This window comes from Pseudomonas sp. FP1154 (genome assembly GCF_030687245.1).
Classification (GTDB): Bacteria; Pseudomonadota; Gammaproteobacteria; order Pseudomonadales; family Pseudomonadaceae; genus Aquipseudomonas; species Aquipseudomonas rhizophila.
Genome location: NZ_CP117465.1, coordinates 2031789 through 2053480, shown reverse-complemented (window position 1 = coordinate 2053480; position 21692 = coordinate 2031789). Strand labels below are relative to the sequence as shown.

The window sequence follows — 21692 nt, the reverse complement described above, 5'->3', positions numbered from 1 at the left end:
TATGCCCTCGCCCCTGAGCAAACCCCTGGCACCCTCCTGGGTCAATCGATTCAAGGAACAGAGCCTGGAGCGCGGGCGCCGTTACGCGCTGGAAAACCGCGTCAGGATCGTCGAGGCTGGCGACAGCACCATCACCGCCAGTTGTGAAGGCTCTGGGGGTAACGTTTACCGCCAGACGATTCGTCTGAAAGAATCAGCCAAAGGCACGTTGATTCTGCTTGAAGCCGCCTGTACCTGCCCGGTGCGCATCAACTGCAAGCATTGCGCGGCGGTACTGCTGCAAGTCCAGGAAACCCTGGCCTACCCGGCCGCCCAGAAAGACGCGCAGTTGCTGGAGAAACTCCAGGCCGTGCTGGAAAACCGCAGCCCCAAGGCCCCGCCGCAAGTGCTGGTGGACAACGTCCAACCAATGCCGCGGCTGTGGCTGGCGAGCATCGAGTTCAGCGCTTTCGAGCCGCGCAATGGCAAGATGCAGCGCTACATCCAGCACCGCGCCGCCCTGTCTTTCAGCTACCTGGACGAATACGTCAGCGGCCAGCGCAACACTGACGTACTGATTCGCCAGGACACACAGACGCTGCGGATAAAACGCCAGACAGAAGTGGAGCAGTCCTACCGCGAACAGCTTCGAATCCTCGGCTTCAAAATCGCAACCCGACAAAGCAAGGCCCTGCCCGAAAGCGCCGGTGAACTGTACGAGATGGTCAACGACAGTGCGTGGCTGACGTTCACCCTCAACGATCTGCCGAAACTGCGTAGCCAGGGCTGGGAGTTGCAGATCGACGAGGATTTCGGTTTCGACCTGACGGCGGTGGACGAATGGTACGCCACGGTCGAAGAAACGCCGGAACGGGACTGGTTCGATCTGGAACTGGGGATCATCGTCAACGGTGAGCGATTGAGCCTGCTGCCGATTCTGCTGAACCTGATGCGTTCGCACATCGAGCTGTTCAACCCGGAACGCCTGGCCAGGCGTCGCGATGACGAACTCATTCTGGTCAACTTGCCTAACCGCCCGAACTCCGAGTTCGGCCCGCAGCAAGTGGCCCTGCCCTATGGCCGGCTGAAACCGGTGCTGGCCACCCTGGGCGAGTTTTACCTGCAAGAACCGGGCACCACCAAACTGCGCTTGAACAGCGCGGATGCCCTGCGCCTGAACCCGCTGCAAGACATGCCCTTGCGCTGGGAAGGCGGCGAACACATTCGTGGCCTGGCCCAGCGCCTGCGGGACATCAAGGACTTCACCAGCACCGCGCCAGACGGTCTGAACGCCACGCTGCGGCCTTATCAGCTCGAAGGTTTAAGCTGGATGCAATCGCTCAGGCAACTGGAAGTCGGCGGCATCCTCGCGGACGACATGGGCCTGGGCAAAACCCTGCAAACCCTGGCGCACATCCTCAGCGAAAAAAACGCCGGGCGCCTCGACCGCCCTTGCATGGTGGTCATGCCCACCAGCCTGATCCCCAACTGGCTCGACGAGGCCGCCCACTTCACCCCGCAACTCAAGGTGCTGGCCTTGTACGGCGCCGGGCGCAAGAAGCACTTTGACCGGCTGAACGATTACGACCTGGTCCTCACCACCTATGCGCTGTTGCCCAAGGATGTCCAGCGCCTGGCGGAGCAGCCGTTACACGTGCTGATCCTCGATGAAGCCCAGTACATCAAGAACCCGAACAGCAAAGCCGCCGAGGCCGCCCGCGAACTCAACGCCCGCCAGCGGCTGTGCCTGTCCGGTACGCCGCTGGAAAACCACCTGGGCGAATTGTGGTCGTTGTTCCACTTCCTGCTGCCGGGATGGCTCGGGGACGTCAAGAGCTTCAACCGCGACTACCGCGTGCCGATTGAAAAGCGCGGCAGCGATGTGCGACTGCAGCACCTCAACGGTCGGATAAAACCTTTTCTGCTGCGCCGGACCAAGGAGCAAGTGGCGACAGAACTGCCACCCAAGACCGAGATCATTCATTGGGTCGAGCTCAGCGATGCCCAGCGGGACGTCTACGAAACCATGCGCCTGGCCATGGACAAGAAGGTACGCGACGAGATCACCCGCAAAGGCGTGGCTCGCAGCCAGATCATCATTCTCGAGGCGCTGCTCAAGCTGCGCCAGGTCTGTTGTGACCTGCGCCTGCTCAACGATGCCGCCCTGCCCGCCCGCGGCAGCACCTCGGGCAAGCTCGACAGCCTGATGGAGATGCTCGAAGAGCTGTTTGAAGAAGGTCGCCGGGTGCTGCTGTTTTCTCAGTTCACCTCGATGCTGTCGCTGATCGAAGACGAACTGAAGAAACGCGGCGTCGATTACGCCATCCTGACCGGCCAGACCCGGGACCGACGTACGCCGGTCAAGGAATTCCAGAGCGGCAAGCGTCAGATCTTTCTGATCAGCCTGAAGGCCGGCGGCGTAGGCCTGAACCTCACCGAGGCCGACACGGTGATCCACTACGATCCATGGTGGAACCCCGCCACCGAAAACCAGGCGACCGACCGCGCCTATCGCATCGGCCAGGAGAAGCCGGTGTTCGTCTACAAGCTGATTGCCCGAGGCACGGTGGAAGAGAAGATTCAGCTACTACAGAAGGAAAAATCCGACCTCGCAGCCGGCGTATTGGACGGGCGCGTGGCCGGAGACTGGAAACTGCAAAGCGACGATATCGAGGCACTGTTCGCGCCATTGCCGGACAAGCTGGAAAAACGCTGATTCACAGCAATCCCTGTGGGAGCCGAGCCTGCTCGCGATAGCGGTGATTCAGATGTTGAAGATGTGGCTGTGCCGCCGTCATCGCGAGCAAGCTCGCTCCCACATTGCCCTGAGGTGAGCGCCGGATAGGTCTGCACCCCGAATCTCCTGTGGGAGCGAGCCTGCTCGCGATAGCGGTGATTCAGATGTTGAAGAGGTTGGCTGTGCCGCGGTCATCGCGAGCAGGCTCGCTCCCACATTGCCCTGAGGTGAGCGCAGCATAGGTCTGCACCCCGAATCTCCTGTGGGAGCGAGCCTGCTCGCGATAGCGGTGATTCAGTTGTTGGAGATCTTGGCTGTGCCGCCGTCATCGCGAGCAAGCTCGCTCCCACATTGCCCTGAGGTGAGCGCCGGATAGGTCTGCACCCCGAATCTCCTGTGGGAGCGAGCCTGCTCGCGATAGCGGTGATTCAGTTGTTGGAGATCTTGGCTGTGCCGCCGTCATCGCGAGCAAGCTCGCTCCCACATTGCCCTGAGGTGAGCGCTGGATAGGTCTGCACCCCGAATCTCCTGTGGGAGCGAGCCTGCTCGCGATAGCGGTGATTCAGTTGTTGGAGATCTTGGCTGTGCCGCCGTCATCGCGAGCAAGCTCGCTCCCACATGGTCCTGAGGTGAGCGCAGGATAGGTCTGCACCCCGAATCTCCTGTGGGAGCGAGCCTGCTCGCGATAGCGGTGGTTCAGTTGTCGGAGATGTTGGCTGTGCCGCCGTCATCGCGAGCAAGCTCGCTCCCACATTGCCCTGAGGTAAGCGCCGGATAGGTCTGCACCCCGAATCTCCTGTGGGAGCGAGCCTGCTCGCGATAGCGGTGATTCAGTTGTTGGAGATGTTGGCTGTGCCGCCGTCATCGCGAGCAGGCTCGCTCCCACATTGCCCTGAGGTGAGCGCTGGATAGGTCTGCACCCCGAATCTCCTGTGGGAGCGAGCTTGCTCGCGATAGCGGTGATTCAGATGTTGAAGAGGTTGGCTGTGCCGCCGTCATCGCGAGCAGGCTCGCTCCCACATTGCCCTGAGGTGAGCGCAGCATAGGTCTGCACCCCGAATCTCCTGTGGGAGCGAGCTTGCTCGCGATAGCGGTGGTTCAGTTGTTGGAGATGTTGGCTGTGCCGCCGTCATCACGAGCAGGCTCGCTCCCACATGGTCCTGAGGTAAGCGCCGGATGGGTCTGCACCCCGAATCTCCTGTGGGAGCGAGCCTGCTCGCGATAGCGGTGGTTCAGTTGTTGGAGATCTTGGCTGTGCCGCCGTCATCGCGAGCAGGCTCGCTCCCACATTGCCCTGAGGTGAGCGCAGCATAGGTCTGCACCCCGAATCTCCTGTGGGAGCGAGCTTGCTCGCGATAGCTGACTAACCGGTAGATACCTTGTCACTTTGAAAATCCCTCACCGGCGTGCGCCGATCCGTGGTGCTGCCGGTCAACAACGAATAGTCAAGGCTGCGCTTTTGCAGCTCCTCCTCAATCAAGGCCAGCATTGAGGTGAACTGGGAAAACAACAGAATCTTGCCCGAATAGCCCTTGCTGGCAGCAGGAAACCTTTGCGCCCGTTTTCACTGCCTGTTCCGCTAGCCAGCCATCAATACCCGCGCCAACGTCGACTTCACCTTCCCCATCCCATCATGCAGCGCCTGCTCGATTTCCGCCATGGTGATCACAGCCGTGGACTTGCCCGCCGCCGGATTCACCACCAGCGCCAGGCAGGCGTAATCAAGCTCCAGTTCACGGGCCAGCGCCGCTTCCGGCATGCCGGTCATGCCGACGATGTCGCAACCGTCGCGCTCCAGGCGGGCGATTTCGGCCACGGTTTCCAGGCGCGGGCCCTGGGTGCAGGCGTAGACGCCATGGCTGCTGTAGCCACAGCCTTCGGCGGCCAGGGCGGCGATCAGTTGCTGGCGCAGCGCCTCGCTGTAGGGGTAGCTGAAATCAATGTGGGTAACCGCCTCCAGGTCATCGGCAAAATAGGTGTGCTGACGGCCGCTGGTGTAATCGATCAATTGGTGAGGCACGCAGAAATGCCCGGTCCCCATCGCGGCGTGAATCCCGCCCACGGCGTTGACCGCCAGGATCGCCTCGGCGCCGGCCTGCTTCAGGGCCCAGAGATTGGCGCGATAGTTCACTTGATGAGGTGGAAAGCGATGAGGATGGCCGTGACGGGCCAGAAACAGCACTTCGCGCCCGGCGTAGTCACCGATCTGCACCTCGGCCGATGGCGCACCATAGGGCGTTTCTACTGCCAGGGACTGGCGAATGGTCAGACCTTCGAGTTGGGTCAGGCCAGTGCCGCCGATAATTGCGTAAACGGTCATGACAAATGTCCTTAATCGATCAGTTGGGCGGCTTTCAGCGCGCTGATTGCCGTCAGCCAGCGTGGGTCCTGGCGGTACTCGGTGGAGGCGAAGGCCTGCCCGCGCATGCGTGCGATGCGCGCCGATGGTTTGACCTTCAACCGCTGGGCGGCGCTCAAGGCCAGTTCGGCGGCGGCGCGGTCGTTGCACACCAGCCCCATGTCGCAACCGGCCGACAACGCCGCCTCGATACGACTGGCGGCATCACCCACCACATGAGCACCCGCCATCGACAGATCATCGCTGAAGATCACACCATCGAACTGCAATTCGCCACGCAGAATGTCCTGCAGCCAGCGCCGGGAAAAACCGGCCGGATTGGCATCGACCTGCGGATAAATGACATGGGCCGGCATGACGGCCGCCAGTTGCTTGCTCAGTTTGGCGAACGGAACGAGATCGTGGGCGCGGATCTGTTCAAGGCTGCGCTCATCGTTGGGAATGGCCACATGGGAATCGGCTTCGGCCCAGCCGTGGCCGGGGAAATGCTTGCCGGTGGCAGCCATACCGGCGGCGTTCATACCCCGAATGAAGGCACCTGCCAGCAGCGCTGCGCGCTCGGGGTCGCCTTCGAAGGCACGACTGCCGACCACCGCGCTACGTTGATGATCGAGGTCCAGCACCGGGGCAAAACTCAAATCGAGGCCGACCGCCAGCACTTCAGTGGCCATGATCCAGCCGCACTGCTCGGCCAGGTATTCGGCATTCGGGTTGTCGGCAATCGCCCGCATTGCCGGCAAACGCACAAACCCCTGGCGCAGGCGCTGCACACGCCCGCCTTCCTGATCGACCGCCAGCAGCAGGTCGGGGCGGATGGCGCGAATCGAGGCGCTCAGCTCGCGCACCTGGCGTGGATGCTCGATATTGCGAGCAAAAATGATCAGGCCACCCACTTCGGGCTGGCGCAACAGGTGGCGATCTTCGGCCGTCAACCAGGTACCGGCGACGTCCACCATCAACGAGCCTTGCAGGCCAGCAGTCATAATATTTCCTTGATAACAATGAACCCGCACAGCGGCGCACGCACGACCGCGCCGCCGGGCTCCAGGCCCGGCAGGTCACGGTTATGCAATGAAATATAAAGCGGGTTCGAAACGAGAGTCGGCATGGGCCGCTAGCTTAGCGGATGTAGGCAGCCGCGCCCACCCGTGCACTCAGGCCTTGGCGAGCGCCGGGGTTGATTTGCTGCGCGGGCGCAACTGCGCGGCAGCCATGGCCTCATCGGTGACGCCACTTTCGGCGCGCATGCCAGCAGCCAGGAATGGCACCATCAGACGCATCACTTGCTCAATCGAGGTATTCACACCGAAATCGGTTTCAGCGATGGCCCGCAGCGCCTTGATGCCGGACATGCTGAAGGCAGCGGCGCCGAGCATGAAATGCACGCGCCAGAACAACTCGATCGGCGGAATGCGCGGCGCGGCCTCGTTGACCAGAAGCATATAGCGGCGGAAAACCTTGCCGTACATGTCTTCCAGATACCGCCGCAGGTGGCCTTGGCTCTGGCTGAATGCCAGGCCCAGCAAGCGCATGAAAATGGAAAGGTCGTTACCGCTGCGTGGCTGCACGACAAGGGCTTGCTCGACCAGGATCTCCAGCAGCTCTTCCAGGGTTGGCTTGACGTCAGGCTTGGCCTGACGCCGCTCCAGCTCACGATCCAGGCTGACACAGAAAGGCCCGAGGAAACGCGAGAACACGGCCTGGATCAGCGCTTTCTTCGAACCGAAGTGATAATTCACCGCCGCCAGGTTCACCCCGGCCTTGCTGGTGATCAGACGCAATGAGGTTTCAGCGAAACCTTTTTCCGCGAACAATTGCTCGGCAGCATCGAGAATGCGTTCTACGGTTTCCGACTGGGCCATGGCTACTCCGCCTGACAAACACTTGTTTGAAACATACGTTTCAGCCTTGGGGTTGTCAAGCCTGCCGGGACGTTTTGCGAACGCTCGGTCAGATATTTAACCACACCTGCGGCCCGCTGTAGCCCATGACGTTTTTGCGGCCCGACCGACCGTCCAGCGGCCTGTGCGAAAAGGAGGATTGCCAAGCCGCGCCCACTGTATATAATCCCAGTCACTGTATAAAAAGACAGAGCGATCAATATGCTAAAGCTGACGCCACGCCAAGCAGAGATTCTAGCCTTCATCAAACGCTGCCTCGAAGACAACGGCTACCCGCCGACCCGCGCGGAAATCGCCCAGGAACTGGGCTTCAAGTCGCCCAACGCGGCTGAAGAGCACCTCAAGGCGCTGGCTCGCAAGGGCGCTATCGAAATGACCCCGGGCGCGTCCCGTGGCATTCGCATCCCCGGTTTCGAGGCCAAGGCCGACGAAACCACCCTGCCGATCATCGGCCGGGTAGCGGCAGGTGCTCCGATCCTCGCCGAGCAGCATGTCGAGGAGTCCTGCAACATCAACCCATCGTTCTTCCATCCGCGAGCTGACTACCTTCTTCGCGTGCACGGCATGAGCATGAAGGACATCGGCATCTTCGACGGCGACCTTCTTGCGGTCCACACCACTCGCGAAGCCCGCAACGGCCAGATCGTGGTGGCGCGAATCGGTGATGAAGTAACCGTCAAGCGTTTCAAGCGCGACGGCAGCAAGGTCTGGCTGATTGCCGAGAACCCCGAGTTCGCCCCCATCGAAGTCAATCTTAAAGATCAGGATCTGGTCATCGAAGGCTTGAGTGTCGGCGTTATTCGCCGCTAAAGGAGGCTTTATGCAGTTCCCACACACACCACAACACACTCAACTTCCGCTGTTCGAGGCGTTCATGGCCCAACCGCTGGTTCCCGCCCTCAAAGAGGTGATCGAGTCACCTTGGGGCGCCGAGCCCGAGGCCTTCAGCGAACTGTCGTTACGTGGTGCCGCCGGGAACTGCCTGAACCTGCTGGCGCCGATCCTGCGCGAGCTGAGCCAGGACCAGGACGCTCGCTGGCTGACGCTGATCGCACCACCGGCCAGTGTCACCCAGGCCTGGCTGCGAGATGCGGGCCTGAACCGTGAGCGCATCCTGCTGCTACAGCCGCGAGGCACTCAAAGCGCCCAGCAACTGACCTGCGAAGCGTTGCGCCTGGGCCGCAGCCATACGGTGGTCAGTTGGCTCAATCCGTTGACCACGACCGCACGGCAACAGTTGATCAGCGCCGCGCGCACCGGGGACGCACAAAGCCTGAATATTCGATTGGGCTAAAAAACGCAGGGCTTCTCCAGGACAGAGAAGCCGGCCAGGAACACTATCGTCCAAAAAGCCGACAGGCGGGATCAATGAAGAACCCGCGGCCCCTCTTCCTTGTTGAATTCGCCTTCAACCAGACGACCTGCCATCTGCACGCCCACACTCAACATCGCCTTGGCGACTTCGACGTGCTGGCCTTGCAGGAAGGCCTTGGCGTCCTCGGAGAAGTTCAAGGTAACCAGAGAACCCTCGTCCTCGGCCCTGCGCAGCTCGATGCGGCCATCAGGAAGTTCGACAATTTCTAGAAAGGACGTTGGCATAAAAGTCTGTTCTCCACGAAAGGCGAGGATTATATAGTCATCGGCCAGGCTTCGCTCGGGATCTTGACCAAGCGTTATGGGCGAATATTACGGATCGAGGGAAAACTCAGCACTCGTTCAGCCCTTCGCGAAAGCGGATTGCCAGGCTCTTGAGGTTCTGACGCCAGCTTTCCAGCTCCTCTCGGCTCAACGCCTGCTCGGGCTCTTCTTCGTCCAGATTGACCGCCATGATCAAAGGTTGGGTCACGTCGCCCTTAGGCTTGCGAGGAGCACGGGGTGGCTCGAACAGTGCCGCGTGTGCCGCCAACAGTTGCGCCAGCCAGGTTTGCGGGTTGTGCGCCAGCTCGACCATTTCGGCCAGTTCCGGAATGGCGATGGTTTCCAACACTTCTTCTGTCAACAACAGTTCGGCCCGGGGCGCATTTGCCTGCGGCAGACGGTAGAAACCGGCAATTTCGTGGCAAAGCCCCAACAACGCGCCGTACAGATGAAACAGCGCTGATTCGCGCCCGGCCTGGGTCAGCGCGGGGGAATTCATCGCACGCCCATCCTCTGCCCTGGCGAGCGCTTCGAGCGACAGGCCGGCGAAATAAATTTTCTGATTGGTGCGGGTGTAGAGTTCGTGGGCCATGGCGGCATTCTCCCCAACGAAATAAAAGCTTCACGCAAGGGCGACAGTGTCGTGGAACAACCGAGGCCACTGCAAGGCAAAAACAAAAAGGCCGCATGAAAACCTACGGGTTGTCATGCGGCCTTTTGTTTACTTGAGGCTATTGGGACGGCTGCGCCCGAAATATCGGACTGGTCCAGCGGGAGCAAGCTCCCTCGCCACAGAGGCCCCGTACGCCACAAGAAAGCACTTTATCAATCAGCGCTTGTCTTCAACCTTCCATTTGCCGCCGTCGTAGTACGCCTTCCAGCCGGTTGGCTTGCCGTCGACTTCGGTCTGCACGTACTGCTCCTTGGTCTTGCGGCTGTAACGAATCACCGCCGGCCGACCCTCCGGATCCTTCTGCGGAGCTTCGCAGAGGAAATGGTACTTCGGATCGATTTCATCCTTGTGCGGCACGATCTCCAGCACCAGCGGCGCACGGGTCTCGCGGTTTTTCGGGAACTGGCTCGCCGCCAGGAACAGGCCGGACGCGCCGTCGCGCAGGATGTAGGTGTCGTTGACCTTCTCGCACTTGAGTTCAGGCATCTTCACCGGGTCCATCTTCGGCGGCGCCGCGTCACCGCTCTTGAGCAGTTTGCGGGTGTTCTTGCAGGTCGGATTGGTGCAGCCGAAGAACTTGCCGAAACGGCCGGTCTTGAGCTGCATCTCACTGCCACACTTGTCGCACTCAAGGCTCGGACCTTCATAGCCCTTGATGCGATAGGTGCCCTCTTCGATCTCGTAACCGGCGCAATCGGGATTGTTACCGCAGATGTGCAGCTTGCGCTTCTCATCCAACAGGTAGGCATCCATCGCTGTGCTGCAGATCGGGCAGCGGTGCTTGCCGCGCAGCACCAGGGATTCCGATTCCCCCTCGTCGTCCGCGGCGATTTCGTCGCCCGGCACCAGGTTGACCGTCGCCTTGCAGCGCTCTTTGGGAGGCAGGCTGTAGCCCGAGCAACCCAGGAACACGCCAGTCGAGGCGGTACGGATCTGCATCGGACGACCACACGTCAGGCATGGGATGTCGGTCATGACGGGCTGGTTGGCCCGCATGCCGTTCTCGGCACTTTCGGCTACTTCGAGCTTTTTCTTGAAGTCGCCATAAAACTCGTCGAGGACGTTTTTCCAGTCCCGCTCACCCTGGGCCACATCGTCGAGGTTCTCTTCCATGCCGGCGGTGAAGCCGTAGTCCATCAGGTTGGAGAAGCTCTCGGACAAACGTTCGGTGACGATGTCGCCCATCTTTTCCGAATAGAACCGACGGTTGTGCAGCGCCACGTAACCGCGGTCCTGGATGGTGGAAATGATCGCCGCGTAGGTCGAAGGACGACCGATGCCACGCTTTTCCATTTCCTTGACCAGGCTGGCTTCCGAATAACGGGCCGGCGGCTTGGTGAAGTGCTGGGTCGGATCAAGCTTGATCAGCTTCATCACATCGCCCTGGGCCATGTCAGGCAGGACGTCGTCGTCACCCGGCTTGGTGATTTGCGGCATGACGCGGGTGTAGCCGTCGAACTTCAGGATGCGGCCCTTGGCGCGCAGCTCGAAGTCGCCAGCACCGACGGTGACCGTGGTCGACAGGTATTGCGCCGGCAGCATCTGGCAGGCCAGGAACTGGCGCCAGATCAGCTCGTAGAGGCGCTCGGCATCGCGCTCCATGCCCGACAGCTTGCTTGGCTCGGTGTTGGCATCGGAGGGACGAATCGCTTCGTGAGCCTCTTGTGCGCCTTCCTTGCTGCTGTAGACGTTCGGCGTCTCCGGCAGGTATTTCTTGCCGAACTCGCTTTCTATATAAGTGCGCGCCATTGTCACGGCATCGGCCGAGAGGTTGGTCGAGTCGGTACGCATATACGTGATGTAGCCCGCTTCGTACAAACGCTGGGCCATCATCATGGTTTTCTTCACGCCGAAACCCAGGCGGTTGCTCGCGGCCTGTTGCAACGTGGAGGTGATGAACGGTGCCGACGGCTTGCTGCTGGTCGGCTTGTCTTCGCGCTTGACGATGCTGTAGCTGGAAGCCTTGAGCTTCTCCAGCGCAGCCATGGCCTGGGCTTCGTTGAGCGGCTTGAAGGCTTCACCCTTCTCGCGCGCCACGTCGAAGCGCACGGTGGCGCCCTTGGCGGTGCCGAGGTCGGCGTGGACTTCCCAGTATTCTTCAGGGATGAACGCACGGATCTCCCGCTCGCGTTCCACCACCAGCTTCACGGCGACCGACTGCACACGCCCGGCCGACAGGCCACGGGCGATCTTGGCCCACAGCAGAGGCGAGACCATGTAGCCCACCACGCGATCGAGGAAGCGCCGCGCCTGTTGGGCGTTGACCCGATCGATGTCCAGCTCGCCTGGCTGGGAGAAGGCCTCCTGGATGGCCTTCTTGGTGATTTCGTTGAACACCACGCGCTTGTAGCGGCTGTCATCCCCACCGATGGCTTCGCGCAGGTGCCAGGCAATGGCTTCCCCTTCGCGGTCCAAGTCCGTCGCCAGATAGATGGTGTCGGCATCCTTGGCGAGCCGACGCAGTTCTTCGATGACCTTTTCCTTGCCCGGGAGGATCTCGTACTTGGCTTTCCAGCCGTGTTCCGGATCAACCCCCATGCGCGAGACCAGCTGCTTGCGCGCCTTGTCCTTGGGCGACAGCGCCGGCGCTTCACCGGCAGCAGCCTTGCCGCGCTTGGCGGCTGGCTCCTTGCTGGCGCTAGCCGAACCGCTGGTGGGCAGGTCTCGGATATGGCCGATACTCGACTTCACCACGTATTGGTTGCCCAGATACTTGTTGATGGTCTTGGCCTTAGCCGGGGATTCCACAATGACCAGCGATTTGCCCATGGATCAGAAAATTCCTGAATTCTAAAAAGTGAAAGGCGGTTGGCGCCTGACGCGGCACCGCTATATATAGTGGCTGCAAGGTGAGGTCAAGCGCAGGGTTGCCCCGGTATCGGCCTCAAGGCTTGGAAAAAAGGCTCTCTTCGGCCTGCACCAAAGCAAAGCGTGGCACCTGCTCGCCGTCAACTTCGACAGACTCCTGGAACATGCTCAACGGTCGCACCCAAAAGCCGTAATCGCCATACAGGGCTTGATAGAAGACCACTTCTTCCTCGGTCTCGGAATGCCGCGCGATGCTGAATACGCGGTACTGCGGACCTTTGTAATGTTGGTAGAGCCCAGGTTGTATCGGCATGCTTCGGCCCTCGCTCAAATATTTTTTAAATAAAAACAAAATCTTTTTTTCTAAACCCGGAAAAACAAAAACCGGGGCACTTGGCCCCGGCTTCCATCGACGTAACGCTTAGACGCGTTCGAAGACAGTGGCGATGCCCTGGCCGAGGCCAATGCACATAGTGGACACCCCAAAGGTGCCGCCGTTCTGCTTCATGACGTTGAGCAGCGTGCCGGAGATACGCGCACCGGAGCAACCGAACGGGTGACCCAGGGCGATCGCGCCGCCGTGCAGGTTAACCTTCTCGTTCATCTTGTCGAGCACTTTCAGATCTTTCAGCACTGGCAGGGCCTGTGCGGCGAAAGCTTCGTTGAGCTCGAAGAAGTCGATATCGGAAATACTCAGACCCGCACGCTTCAAGGCTTTCTGCGTCGCCGGTACTGGACCATAGCCCATGATTGCCGGATCAACACCGGCCACGGCCATCGAACGAATCACCGCCATCGGCTGGATGCCCAGGTCCTGGGCACGCTGGGCCGACATCACGATCATGCACGAAGCACCGTCGGTGATCTGCGAAGAAGTACCGGCTGTCACGGTGCCGCCCTTTGGATTGAAGGCCGGCTTGAGGGCTGCCAGGCTTTCCAGGGTGGTTTCCGGACGAATGGTTTCGTCGTAGTCGAACAATTTCAGGAAACCGTTCTCGTCATAGCCCTGCATCGGGATGATTTCGTCCTTGAACTTGCCTTCCACGGTCGCCTTGTGGGCGAGCTGGTGGGAGCGCACGCCGAAGGCGTCCTGCTGTTCGCGGGTGATGCCGTGCATTTTGCCGAGCATTTCCGCGGTCAGGCCCATCATGCCCGAGGCTTTTGCCGCGTACAGCGACATGTGCGGGTTCGGATCGACGCCGTGCATCATGCTCACGTGGCCCATGTGCTCGACACCGCCGACGACGAACACATCACCGTTGCCGGTCATGATCGCCTGAGCAGCGGTGTGCAGCGCGCTCATGGACGAACCGCACAGACGGCTGACGGTCTGGCCGGCCGCGGTGTGAGGGATCTGGGTCATCAGCGATGCCATGCGGGCAATGTTCCAGCCCTGCTCCAGGGTCTGGTTCACACAGCCCCAGATCACGTCTTCGACTTCGTTGGGGTCGACCTTGACGTTACGTTCCAGCAGCTTGCTGATCAGGTGCGCCGACATGTCTTCGGCGCGGGTGTTGCGGTGCATGCCGCCCTTGGAGCGGCCCATCGGCGTACGACCGAAGTCGACAATCACGACGTCTCTAGGATTCAAGCTCATAAATGTTCTCTCGCTCTAGTCGTTGGGCGCTTAACCGAAGAAGCTCTGGCCGTTCTTGGCCATTTCACGCAGCTTCGCGGTCGGGTGGTACAGCGCGCCCAAATCAGCGTACTGGTCTGCCAGGGCAACGAACTCGGCCACACCGATCGAATCGATGTAGCGCAGCGCACCGCCACGGAATGGAGGGAAACCGATACCGTAGACCAGACCCATGTCGGCTTCGGCGGCGGTTTCAACAATGCCGTCTTCCAGGCAACGCACGGTTTCAAGGCACAGCGGGATCATCATCCAGTTGATGATGTCCTCGTCGGTGACTTCGCGCTGCTCGTAGACGATCGGCTTGAGCACTTCCAGCACCGACGAATCGGCCACTTTCTTCTGCTTGCCGCGCTTGTCAGTCTCGTAGGCGTAGAAGCCCTTGCCGTTCTTCTGGCCCAGGCGCTTGGCTTCGTAGAGCACGTCGACGGCCGACCGGCGGTCGTCTTTCATGCGGTCCGGGAAGCCTTCAGCCATGACGTCACGACCATGGTGGCCGGTGTCGATGCCGACCACGTCCATCAGGTACGCAGGGCCCATTGGCCAGCCGAATTTTTCCATGATCTTGTCGATGCGCACAAAGTCCACACCGGCGCTGACCAGCTTGGCGAAACCGCCGAAGTATGGGAACAGTACGCGGTTGACCAAAAAGCCCGGGCAGTCGTTGACGACGATCGGGTTCTTGCCCATTTTCTTGGCGTAGGCCACGGTGGTGGCGATCGCTAGTTCGCTGGACTTCTCGCCACGGATCACTTCCACCAGCGGCATCATGTGCACTGGGTTGAAGAAGTGCATGCCGACGAAGTTTTCCGGACGCTTGAGGGCCTTGGCCAGCAGCGAGATGGAAATGGTCGAGGTGTTCGAAGCGAGGATGGTGTCCTCTTTGACCTTGTCTTCGACTTCAGCCAGTACCGCCTGCTTGACCTTCGGGTTCTCGACAACGGCTTCGACCACCAGGTCGACATGGCCGAAATCGCCGTAGGACAGGGTCGGACGAATGCCGTTGAGCACTTCGGCCATCTTCGCCGCGGTCATGCGACCTTTATCGACGCGGCCAACCAGCAGCTTGGCCGCCTCGGCCAGGCCTTGCTCGATACCGTGCTCGTTGATGTCTTTCATCAGGATCGGCGTGCCTTTGGACGCCGACTGATAGGCGATACCGCCACCCATGATACCGGCGCCGAGTACGGCGGCCTGCTTCACGTCACGGGCGATTTCGTCGTAGGCCTTGGCCTTTTTCTTCAGTTCCTGGTCATTGAGGAACAGACCGATCAGGCTTTGTGCAGCCGAGGTCTTGGCCAGTTTGACGAAGCCGGCGGCTTCGACTTCCAGGGCCTTGTCGCGACCGAAGTTCGCGGCTTTCTGGATGGTCTTGATCGCTTCGACCGGCGCCGGGTAGTTCGGGCCTGCTTGACCTGCGACGAAACCCTTGGCGGTTTCGAAAGCCATCATTTGTTCGATGGCATTGAGCTTGAGCTTTTCAAGCTTCGGCTGGCGCTTGGCCTTGTAGTCGAACTCGCCACTGATGGCGCGCTTGATCGTTTCGAGGGCCGCTTCCTGGAGTTTGCCTGGCTCGACCACGGCATCCACGGCGCCGACTTTCAGTGCGTCTTCAGCACGGTTTTCCTTGCCGGCGGCAATCCACTCGATAGCGTTGTCGGCACCGATGAGGCGCGGCAGACGCACGGTACCGCCAAAGCCTGGGTAGATGCCCAGCTTGACTTCCGGCAGGCCGATCTTGGCCGTGCTGGACATGACGCGGTAATCCGCTGCCAGGCACATCTCAAGGCCGCCACCCAGGGCGATGCCATTGATGGCCGCGACGGTCGGTACGTTGAGGTCTTCGAAGTCGCTAAAAATACGGTTCGCTTCGAGGTTGCCAGCGATCAGTTCGGCATCGGGCAGCTTGAAGTTATCGACGAATTCGGTGATGTCGGCGCCGACGATGAAGACGTCCTTGCCGCTGCTGACGATCACACCCTTGATCGAAGCATCTGCCTTGATAGTGTCCACAGCCTGACGCAGTTCATTCAGGGTTAGACGGTTGAACTTGTTGACGGACTCACCCTTGAGATCGAACTTCAGTTCGACGATACCACTTTCAAGAGCCTTAACCGTGATGGCTTTACCTTCGTAAATCATCAACTGATCTCCACGATATGGAAGCTGAACAGTACACGTTGAACGCTGACTGCTGGTTCGGCATTGACGTTTACCGCCGATGCTACGCCAATCCGCCAGGCACACCCGTCAACGCGATAGTCGGGGTTCTGTAGGAACGTTCGGAAAATACAAACGCTCAATTCATACGCCCGTTTGATTTGGGTACGCCACCTTCACGGAATTTCCGACAATTGTCAATCGCCCTAAACAGGGGCTTGAACGCGACTTCCCGGTCATTTGCGTACCGCACGGATCCGCAACACGGCGCTGCATGTACAGCCATTCATAGGATCAATAATTAGAAAAGTCGCCCTAATTCCAAGCGCGCTGGATTCAACCGACTACTCTGTCGGGAGCGCGATTGAAGATTTTGAGCAAAGGACGTTACGAACGAACGTCCGGATAGGCGTTTTGATTACCGGCCTGCCTGGCCAACCCGCCCGATGAGACTGTCGGGCTTTTTTATGCCTCAGGCCAGCGCCTTGAGCACCGCGCAAATATCCTGCAACACAGCGGCTTCGCCCTTCTCGCCCCAATACAAGGCGATCATTTGCCCATCGGCCTCGATTTTGTAGACGTTGGCGGGCAATTTTTCGAAATGATTGAGCAACGACTCATCCTGGCAGACTTCGCGCCACTGATTGACCCATACGCCCGGCGCGGTTTGCCAGTAGGTCCAGATAGCCGGCTGCTTGCCCCGTCGGGGCCGATGGTACTGGGCGCAGGGGTTTGGCGCCTGCTGCCCGAGCCAGTGGGGCCACTCCTGCGGAGCCAGTTGCATGGCCAGGCCAAGGCGTCGCGCCTCCATGCGCAACGCCATGCGACCGCTCTGAACACGGGACGGGCGCAACCATGCCAGGGGGCTTAATACCACCAACAGGATTGACACCACTATCCAGACCGTCATATTCGTACTCCCCGAATTCTGATGAGCCATGACGATTGACCCACGTCGCCGTCGATGCGCTTGAAACCAGCCATACTTACCGTATCGCAATTCTCTGGAGTGCCTTCCATGTACTACGAACACGTCCTGGTCGCCGTCGACCTCACTGAAGAATGTGATCCCGTCGTCAAGCGTGCTCTGGCCCTTTGCGAAGGTCGAGACACCAAACTGTCGCTGGTTCACATCGTCGAACCAATGGCCATGGCCTTCGGTGGTGATGTGCCGATGGACCTTTCCCAGTTGCAACAACAACAATTCGATCAAGCCAAGGAACGCCTTGACCGGCTGATCGTGAAATACCCCGCCCTGAAAAAGGAATACAGCCACCTGACCTACGGCCAGCCGCGTCAGGAGATCCATCACCTGGCCAAGGAACAAGGTTGCGACCTGATCGTCGTGGGCAGCCATGGCCGTCATGGCCTGGCACTGCTGTTGGGCTCTACAGCCAACGACGTGCTGCATGGCGCGCCTTGCGATGTGCTCGCGGTGCATCTGGTCAAGCGCACATAAAACCTAAACCTGTGGGAGCGAGCTTGCTCGCGATAGCGTCCTGACAGTCAACATTGAAGTCGACTGATACACCGCTATCGCGAGCAGGCTCGCTCACACAGGGGAATAGCGTTTCAAATAGAAATCCCGGCGTTCATCTCTGAGCACCGGGATTCTTTACAACAGTGGATCAAGCGTCCAGTTCAGCCCAGCGCTCGACCAGCGCATCCAGCTCGGCCTGCAGCTGCTCCAGATGCGCGATCACCTTGGCGGTTTCAGCCGCAGGGCGCTGGTAGAAGCCAATGTCAGCCATTTCGGCTTGCACCGCTGCGATCTGCTGCTCCTTCGCGTCGATATCACCCGGCAATGCTTCCAGCTCACGCTGCAACTTGTAGCTGAGCTTCTTCTTTGCCGGTGCCGCCGCCGGTGCAGCAGCAACCGGAGCAGGCTCGGCCTTGACCACCGCCGAATTCAGGTCGGCCTTGCCGGACTTGCTCTCAGTCACGCCCAGCAAGCGCGGCGAGCCGCCCTGGCGCAGCCAGTCCTGATAACCACCGACGTATTCACGCACCAGGCCTTCGCCTTCGAACACCAGGGTGCTGGTCACCACGTTGTCGAGGAATGCCCGGTCGTGGCTGACCATCAGCACAGTACCGTTGAAGGTCAGCAGCACCTCTTCCAGCAACTCGAGGGTTTCCACGTCCAGGTCGTTGGTCGGTTCGTCGAGCACCAGCAGGTTCGCCGGCTTGCTGAACAGTTTGGCCAGCAGCAGACGGGCACGTTCACCGCCGGACAGCGCCTTGACCGGGGTACGAGCACGTTGAGGGCTGAACAGGAAGTCGCCCAGATAGCTCAACACATGGCGGCTCTGGCCATCGATGTCGATGAAATCGCGGCCTTCGGCAACGTTGTCGATGACGGTTTTTTCAAGGTCCAACTGATGGCGCAACTGGTCGAAGTAGGCGACGTCGATCTTCGTGCCCTCCTCCACCTTGCCATTGGTCGGTACCAGACCGCCGAGCATCAGCTTGAGCAAGGTGGTCTTGCCGGTGCCGTTGGCGCCCAGCAGACCAATGCGGTCACCACGCTGCAGCACCATGGAAAAGTCCTTGATCAGGAACGGGCCGCCAGGGTGCGCAAAACTCACGTTCTCAAGAACCATCACCTGCTTGCCGGACTTGTCAGCGGTATCCAGCTGAATATTGGCCTTGCCGGTGCGCTCGCGACGCTCACTGCGTTCCATGCGCAGTGCCTTGAGCGCTCGTACACGGCCTTCGTTGCGGGTGCGACGGGCCTTGATACCCTGGCGAATCCAGACCTCTTCCTGGGCCAGCTTCTTGTCGAACAGCGCGTTCGCGGTTTCTTCCGCCGCCAGCGCCGCTTCCTTGTGCACCAGGAAGCTGGCGTAGTCGCCGTTCCAGTCGATCAGGCCGCCGCGATCCAGTTCGAGGATACGGGTCGCCAGATTTTGCAGGAAAGAACGGTCGTGCGTGATGAACAGCACCGCGCCCTGGAAATCCTTCAGGGCTTCTTCAAGCCAGGCGATGGCGCCGATGTCCAGGTGGTTGGTGGGCTCGTCGAGCAGCAGCAGGTCCGGCTCGGACACCAGGGCCTGGGCCAACAACACCCGGCGACGCCAGCCACCGGACAGCTCGGCCAGGGTCTTGTCGGCCGGCAGTTGCAGACGGCTCAGGGTGCTGTCCACCAACTGCTGCAGGCGCCAGCCATCGCGGGCTTCGAGGTCGTGCTGCACGTGCATCAACTTGTCCAGGTCGGCATCGGTGACGATGTTCTGGCTCAGGTGGTGATACTCGGCCAGCAGCGCGCCGACACCGTCCAGGCCTTCGGCGACCACGTCGAACACCGTCCGCTCGTCGGCCACCGGCAGTTCCTGGGGCAATTCGCCGATTTTCAGGCCTGGCGCGCGCCAGACCGAGCCGTCATCGGGCTTCTGATCGCCCTTGACCAGCTTCATCATGCTGGACTTGCCAGTGCCGTTGCGGCCGATGATGCACACCCGCTCACCACGGGCGATCTGCCAGGACACCTTGTCCAACAACGGCATAGCGCCGAAAGCAAGGGACACATCGCTGAATTTGAGCAGGGTCATGAGCTTCTCCAAAAACCGGGCGCGCATTCTACCTGAGATGAGGCCTCAGAAGTCCGCCAATTTCGCCCTCGAAGCACTCTGCATAACAAATGTTGCGAACTTGCGCGGATGACCCCGCAAAGCTTTCGCCCATTGCTGGCAAAAGGCTAAGCTACAGACAGTTACCCTGGGTCAAACCTTGGGCTTGTCATGTTTTTTTCTGCCCGGACGTATCATGCGCAGTCGCCTTTTCAGTGTTTTATCTTGCTTGTTTGTATGTGCCACTGCCGTTCAAACCGCCCAGGCGGTGGATATCTCCACCCAGCGTCAGTATTACGATGAAGCCAAGCGTGCCTTGGCCAAAGGTGATTCCGGCCCCTATTTTCGCTACAGCCAGGCCCTGCGTGACTATCCGCTGGAACCCTACCTGGCCTACGACGAACTGACCGCTCGCCTCAAGAGCGCCAGTAATGCCGAAATCGAGAAATTTCTCGCCGAACATGGCGACCTGCCCCAGGCCAACTGGATGAAGCTGCGCTGGTTGCGCTGGCTGGCCGACCGTGGCGATTGGGCGACCTTCGTCAAGTACTACGACCCCAAGCTCAACTTCACCGAACTGGACTGCCTCAACGCCCAGTATCAGCTCAGTCATGGCCTCAAGGCCGAAGGCTACGCCAACACCGAAAAGCTTTGGCTCACCGGCAAATCCCAACCGGCCGCGTGTGATGCGCTGTTCGGCCTGTGGGCGACCCAGGGTCAACTGACTGAACAGAAGCGCTGGGAGCGCGCCAAACTGGCCGCCCAGGCCCGCAATTATCCACTGGCTAAAAGCCTGATCAGCGGCCTGAGCACCCTCGCCCCTCGCGGCCAACTGCTGATAGACGTGGCGCAAAAACCGGAACTGCTCAATCAGCCATCGCGTTTCCGTCCGGCCGATGAGCCGATGGCCGATATCGTCAGCCTCGGCTTGCGGCGCCTGGCCCGTCAGGATCCAGAGAAAGCCATGGCGCTGTTGGACGGCTACGCCAGCACCATGCATTTTTCCAAGCCTGAGAAAGTCGCCATCGCCCGGGAAATTGGCCTGACCCTGGCCAAGCGTTTCGACAGTCGCGCCTTGGGCGTGATGACTAAATATGACCCGGAACTGCGCGACGATACCGTCTCGGAATGGCGCTTGCGCCTGCTGTTGCGCCTGGCCCGCTGGGACGACGCCTATGAGTTGACCCGCCGCCTGCCCGAGACGCTGGCCAGCACCAGTCGCTGGCGTTACTGGCAGGCCCGCAGCCTGGAGCTGGCGCAGCCTCAGAATCCCGAGGCGCTGACGCTTTACAAGCATCTGGCCCGTGAGCGGGACTTCTACGGTTTCCTGGCCGCCGATCGTTCTCAATCGCCCTATTCGCTCAACAACAAGCCGCTGGTGATGAGCCAGGCGCTGATCAATAAAGTGCGCAACACACCGGGTATTCGTCGGGCCCTGGAGTTTCATGCCCGGGGTCAGATCGTCGACGGTCGCCGCGAGTGGTATCACGTCACTCGCCACTTCAACCGGGACGAGATGGTCGCCCAGGCGAAACTGGCCTACGACCTGAAATGGTACTTCCCGGCGATCCGCACCATCAGCCAGGCTAAGTATTGGGACGACCTGGATATTCGCTTCCCAATGGCCTACCGCGACACCCTGGTGCGTGAAGCCAAGGTTCGCGGCCTGCATTCAAGCTGGGTGTTCGCCATCACTCGACAGGAAAGTGCCTTCATGGAAGATGCGCGCTCCGGTGTTGGCGCCAGCGGCCTGATGCAGTTGATGCCGGCCACCGCCAAGGAAACCGCGCGCAAGTTCAACATCCCGCTGGCCTCGCCCAAGCAAGTGCTGAACCCGGACAAGAACATCCAACTGGGCGCGGCGTACCTGAGCCAGGTTCACAGCCAGTTCAACGGCAACCGCGTCCTGGCCTCCGCCGCCTACAACGCCGGCCCTGGTCGGGTGCGCCAGTGGCTGCGCGGTGCCGACCACCTGAGCTTCGATGTCTGGGTCGAAAGCATCCCCTTCGACGAAACCCGGCAATACGTGCAGAACGTGTTGTCGTACTCGGTGATCTACGGCCAGAAACTCAACTCGCCGCAACCGCTGGTGGACTGGCATGAGCGCTATTTTGATGATCAGTGAGTGGGCAGCAGCAAGCCATAGGCTTCAAGCGGCAAGTTGTTCCTGAAAAAATGCCCGCATCTTTCGATGCGGGCATTTTTTTGCTCGGTTGCAGACCCTGTGGGAGCGAGCCT

The 21692-nt window shown here is 60.3% G+C and carries 16 protein-coding genes and 1 pseudogene; 5 read left to right on the top strand and 12 right to left on the bottom strand.

Going from position 1 to position 21692, the window contains the following annotated elements; all coding sequences use genetic code 11:
- Position 1: 1 nt before the first annotated feature.
- Positions 2–2695 (top strand): DEAD/DEAH box helicase, encoded by a 2694-nt coding sequence (locus PSH91_RS09295; protein WP_305467934.1) that lies wholly within the window; start codon positions 2–4, stop codon positions 2693–2695.
- A gap of 1396 nt (positions 2696–4091) precedes the next feature.
- Here the strand turns inward: PSH91_RS09295 and PSH91_RS26700 are convergent.
- The 4 genes and pseudogenes from PSH91_RS26700 to PSH91_RS09280 form a co-directional block, all read right to left on the bottom strand.
- Positions 4092–4235, bottom strand: a pseudogene (locus tag PSH91_RS26700) (hypothetical protein); the annotation flags it as partial.
- A 60-nt stretch (positions 4236–4295) separates the two neighbouring features.
- On the bottom strand, positions 4296–5036 hold the full coding sequence (locus tag PSH91_RS09290; RefSeq protein WP_047227213.1) for an S-methyl-5'-thioinosine phosphorylase: 741 nt from the start codon (positions 5034–5036) through the stop codon (positions 4296–4298).
- A gap of 11 nt (positions 5037–5047) precedes the next feature.
- The gene (gene nagZ / locus PSH91_RS09285; RefSeq protein ID WP_196304600.1) at positions 5048–6046 is read right to left on the bottom strand and encodes a beta-N-acetylhexosaminidase; all 999 of its coding nucleotides are present in this window, start codon (positions 6044–6046) and stop codon (positions 5048–5050) included.
- 183 nt (positions 6047–6229) lie between these two features.
- Positions 6230–6937, bottom strand: coding sequence for a TetR/AcrR family transcriptional regulator (locus PSH91_RS09280; RefSeq protein ID WP_047227211.1), 708 nt, complete (start codon positions 6935–6937; stop codon positions 6230–6232).
- Positions 6938–7177: 240 nt separating this feature from the next.
- Between PSH91_RS09280 and lexA the strand changes: the two genes are divergently transcribed.
- Both lexA and sulA read left to right on the top strand, forming a co-directional pair.
- Entirely contained in the window at positions 7178–7786 is a 609-nt protein-coding gene (lexA, locus tag PSH91_RS09275; RefSeq protein WP_047227210.1) for a transcriptional repressor LexA, read from the top strand.
- A 10-nt stretch (positions 7787–7796) separates the two neighbouring features.
- The gene (gene sulA / locus PSH91_RS09270; protein WP_047227209.1) at positions 7797–8270 is read left to right on the top strand and encodes an SOS-induced cell division inhibitor SulA; all 474 of its coding nucleotides are present in this window, start codon (positions 7797–7799) and stop codon (positions 8268–8270) included.
- A gap of 71 nt (positions 8271–8341) precedes the next feature.
- On the opposite strand, the gene PSH91_RS09265 is transcribed toward sulA, so the two are convergent.
- The 7 genes from PSH91_RS09265 to PSH91_RS09235 form a co-directional block, all read right to left on the bottom strand.
- Positions 8342–8575: a hypothetical protein gene (locus PSH91_RS09265; RefSeq protein ID WP_047227208.1), complete on the bottom strand. Its 234-nt coding sequence runs from the start codon at positions 8573–8575 to the stop codon at positions 8342–8344.
- Between the two features lie 106 nt (positions 8576–8681).
- A complete protein-coding gene (locus PSH91_RS09260) occupies positions 8682–9206 on the bottom strand; it encodes a DUF6586 family protein (RefSeq protein ID WP_274090240.1) in 525 nt (174 codons plus the stop codon).
- 237 nt (positions 9207–9443) lie between these two features.
- A complete protein-coding gene (topA, locus tag PSH91_RS09255) occupies positions 9444–12056 on the bottom strand; it encodes a type I DNA topoisomerase (RefSeq protein ID WP_047227206.1) in 2613 nt (870 codons plus the stop codon).
- Positions 12057–12171: 115 nt separating this feature from the next.
- Complete coding sequence (locus tag PSH91_RS09250; protein WP_047227205.1) at positions 12172–12408, bottom strand: DUF1653 domain-containing protein; 237 nt, start codon at positions 12406–12408, stop codon at positions 12172–12174.
- Between the two features lie 108 nt (positions 12409–12516).
- Positions 12517–13692, bottom strand: a complete 1176-nt coding sequence (gene fadA / locus PSH91_RS09245) for an acetyl-CoA C-acyltransferase FadA (RefSeq protein WP_025212747.1) — start codon at positions 13690–13692, stop codon at positions 12517–12519.
- Positions 13693–13722: 30 nt separating this feature from the next.
- A complete protein-coding gene (fadB, locus tag PSH91_RS09240; protein WP_047227204.1) occupies positions 13723–15870 on the bottom strand; it encodes a fatty acid oxidation complex subunit alpha FadB in 2148 nt (715 codons plus the stop codon).
- Positions 15871–16360: 490 nt separating this feature from the next.
- Positions 16361–16798: a hypothetical protein gene (locus PSH91_RS09235; protein ID WP_076385600.1), complete on the bottom strand. Its 438-nt coding sequence runs from the start codon at positions 16796–16798 to the stop codon at positions 16361–16363.
- Between the two features lie 108 nt (positions 16799–16906).
- On the opposite strand from PSH91_RS09235, the gene PSH91_RS09230 reads away from it, so the two are divergent.
- On the top strand, positions 16907–17347 hold the full coding sequence (locus PSH91_RS09230) for a universal stress protein (RefSeq protein ID WP_047227202.1): 441 nt from the start codon (positions 16907–16909) through the stop codon (positions 17345–17347).
- A 169-nt stretch (positions 17348–17516) separates the two neighbouring features.
- On the opposite strand, the gene PSH91_RS09225 is transcribed toward PSH91_RS09230, so the two are convergent.
- Complete coding sequence (locus PSH91_RS09225) at positions 17517–19436, bottom strand: ATP-binding cassette domain-containing protein (protein WP_076385602.1); 1920 nt, start codon at positions 19434–19436, stop codon at positions 17517–17519.
- Between the two features lie 214 nt (positions 19437–19650).
- On the opposite strand from PSH91_RS09225, the gene PSH91_RS09220 reads away from it, so the two are divergent.
- A complete protein-coding gene (locus tag PSH91_RS09220; RefSeq protein WP_076385604.1) occupies positions 19651–21579 on the top strand; it encodes a transglycosylase SLT domain-containing protein in 1929 nt (642 codons plus the stop codon).
- Positions 21580–21692: the final 113 nt, after the last annotated feature.

Excerpts from the sequence above, each read along its gene's own strand:
- PSH91_RS09295 (WP_305467934.1), top strand. The coding sequence starts at position 2 with ATGCCCTCGCCCCTGAGCAAACCCCTGGCACCCTCCTGGGTCAATCGA.
- PSH91_RS09230 (WP_047227202.1), top strand. The coding sequence starts at position 16,907 with ATGTACTACGAACACGTCCTGGTCGCCGTCGACCTCACTGAAGAATGT.
- topA (WP_047227206.1), bottom strand. The coding sequence starts at position 12,056 with ATGGGCAAATCGCTGGTCATTGTGGAATCCCCGGCTAAGGCCAAGACC.
- PSH91_RS09225 (WP_076385602.1), bottom strand. The coding sequence starts at position 19,436 with ATGACCCTGCTCAAATTCAGCGATGTGTCCCTTGCTTTCGGCGCTATG.
- PSH91_RS09220 (WP_076385604.1), top strand. The coding sequence starts at position 19,651 with ATGCGCAGTCGCCTTTTCAGTGTTTTATCTTGCTTGTTTGTATGTGCC.
- PSH91_RS09280 (WP_047227211.1), bottom strand. The coding sequence starts at position 6,937 with ATGGCCCAGTCGGAAACCGTAGAACGCATTCTCGATGCTGCCGAGCAA.
- lexA (WP_047227210.1), top strand. The coding sequence starts at position 7,178 with ATGCTAAAGCTGACGCCACGCCAAGCAGAGATTCTAGCCTTCATCAAA.
- sulA (WP_047227209.1), top strand. The coding sequence starts at position 7,797 with ATGCAGTTCCCACACACACCACAACACACTCAACTTCCGCTGTTCGAG.
- fadA (WP_025212747.1), bottom strand. The coding sequence starts at position 13,692 with ATGAGCTTGAATCCTAGAGACGTCGTGATTGTCGACTTCGGTCGTACG.
- PSH91_RS09235 (WP_076385600.1), bottom strand. The coding sequence starts at position 16,798 with ATGACGGTCTGGATAGTGGTGTCAATCCTGTTGGTGGTATTAAGCCCC.
- PSH91_RS09265 (WP_047227208.1), bottom strand. The coding sequence starts at position 8,575 with ATGCCAACGTCCTTTCTAGAAATTGTCGAACTTCCTGATGGCCGCATC.
- fadB (WP_047227204.1), bottom strand. The coding sequence starts at position 15,870 with ATGATTTACGAAGGTAAAGCCATCACGGTTAAGGCTCTTGAAAGTGGT.
- PSH91_RS09250 (WP_047227205.1), bottom strand. The coding sequence starts at position 12,408 with ATGCCGATACAACCTGGGCTCTACCAACATTACAAAGGTCCGCAGTAC.
- PSH91_RS09260 (WP_274090240.1), bottom strand. The coding sequence starts at position 9,206 with ATGGCCCACGAACTCTACACCCGCACCAATCAGAAAATTTATTTCGCC.
- PSH91_RS09290 (WP_047227213.1), bottom strand. The coding sequence starts at position 5,036 with ATGACCGTTTACGCAATTATCGGCGGCACTGGCCTGACCCAACTCGAA.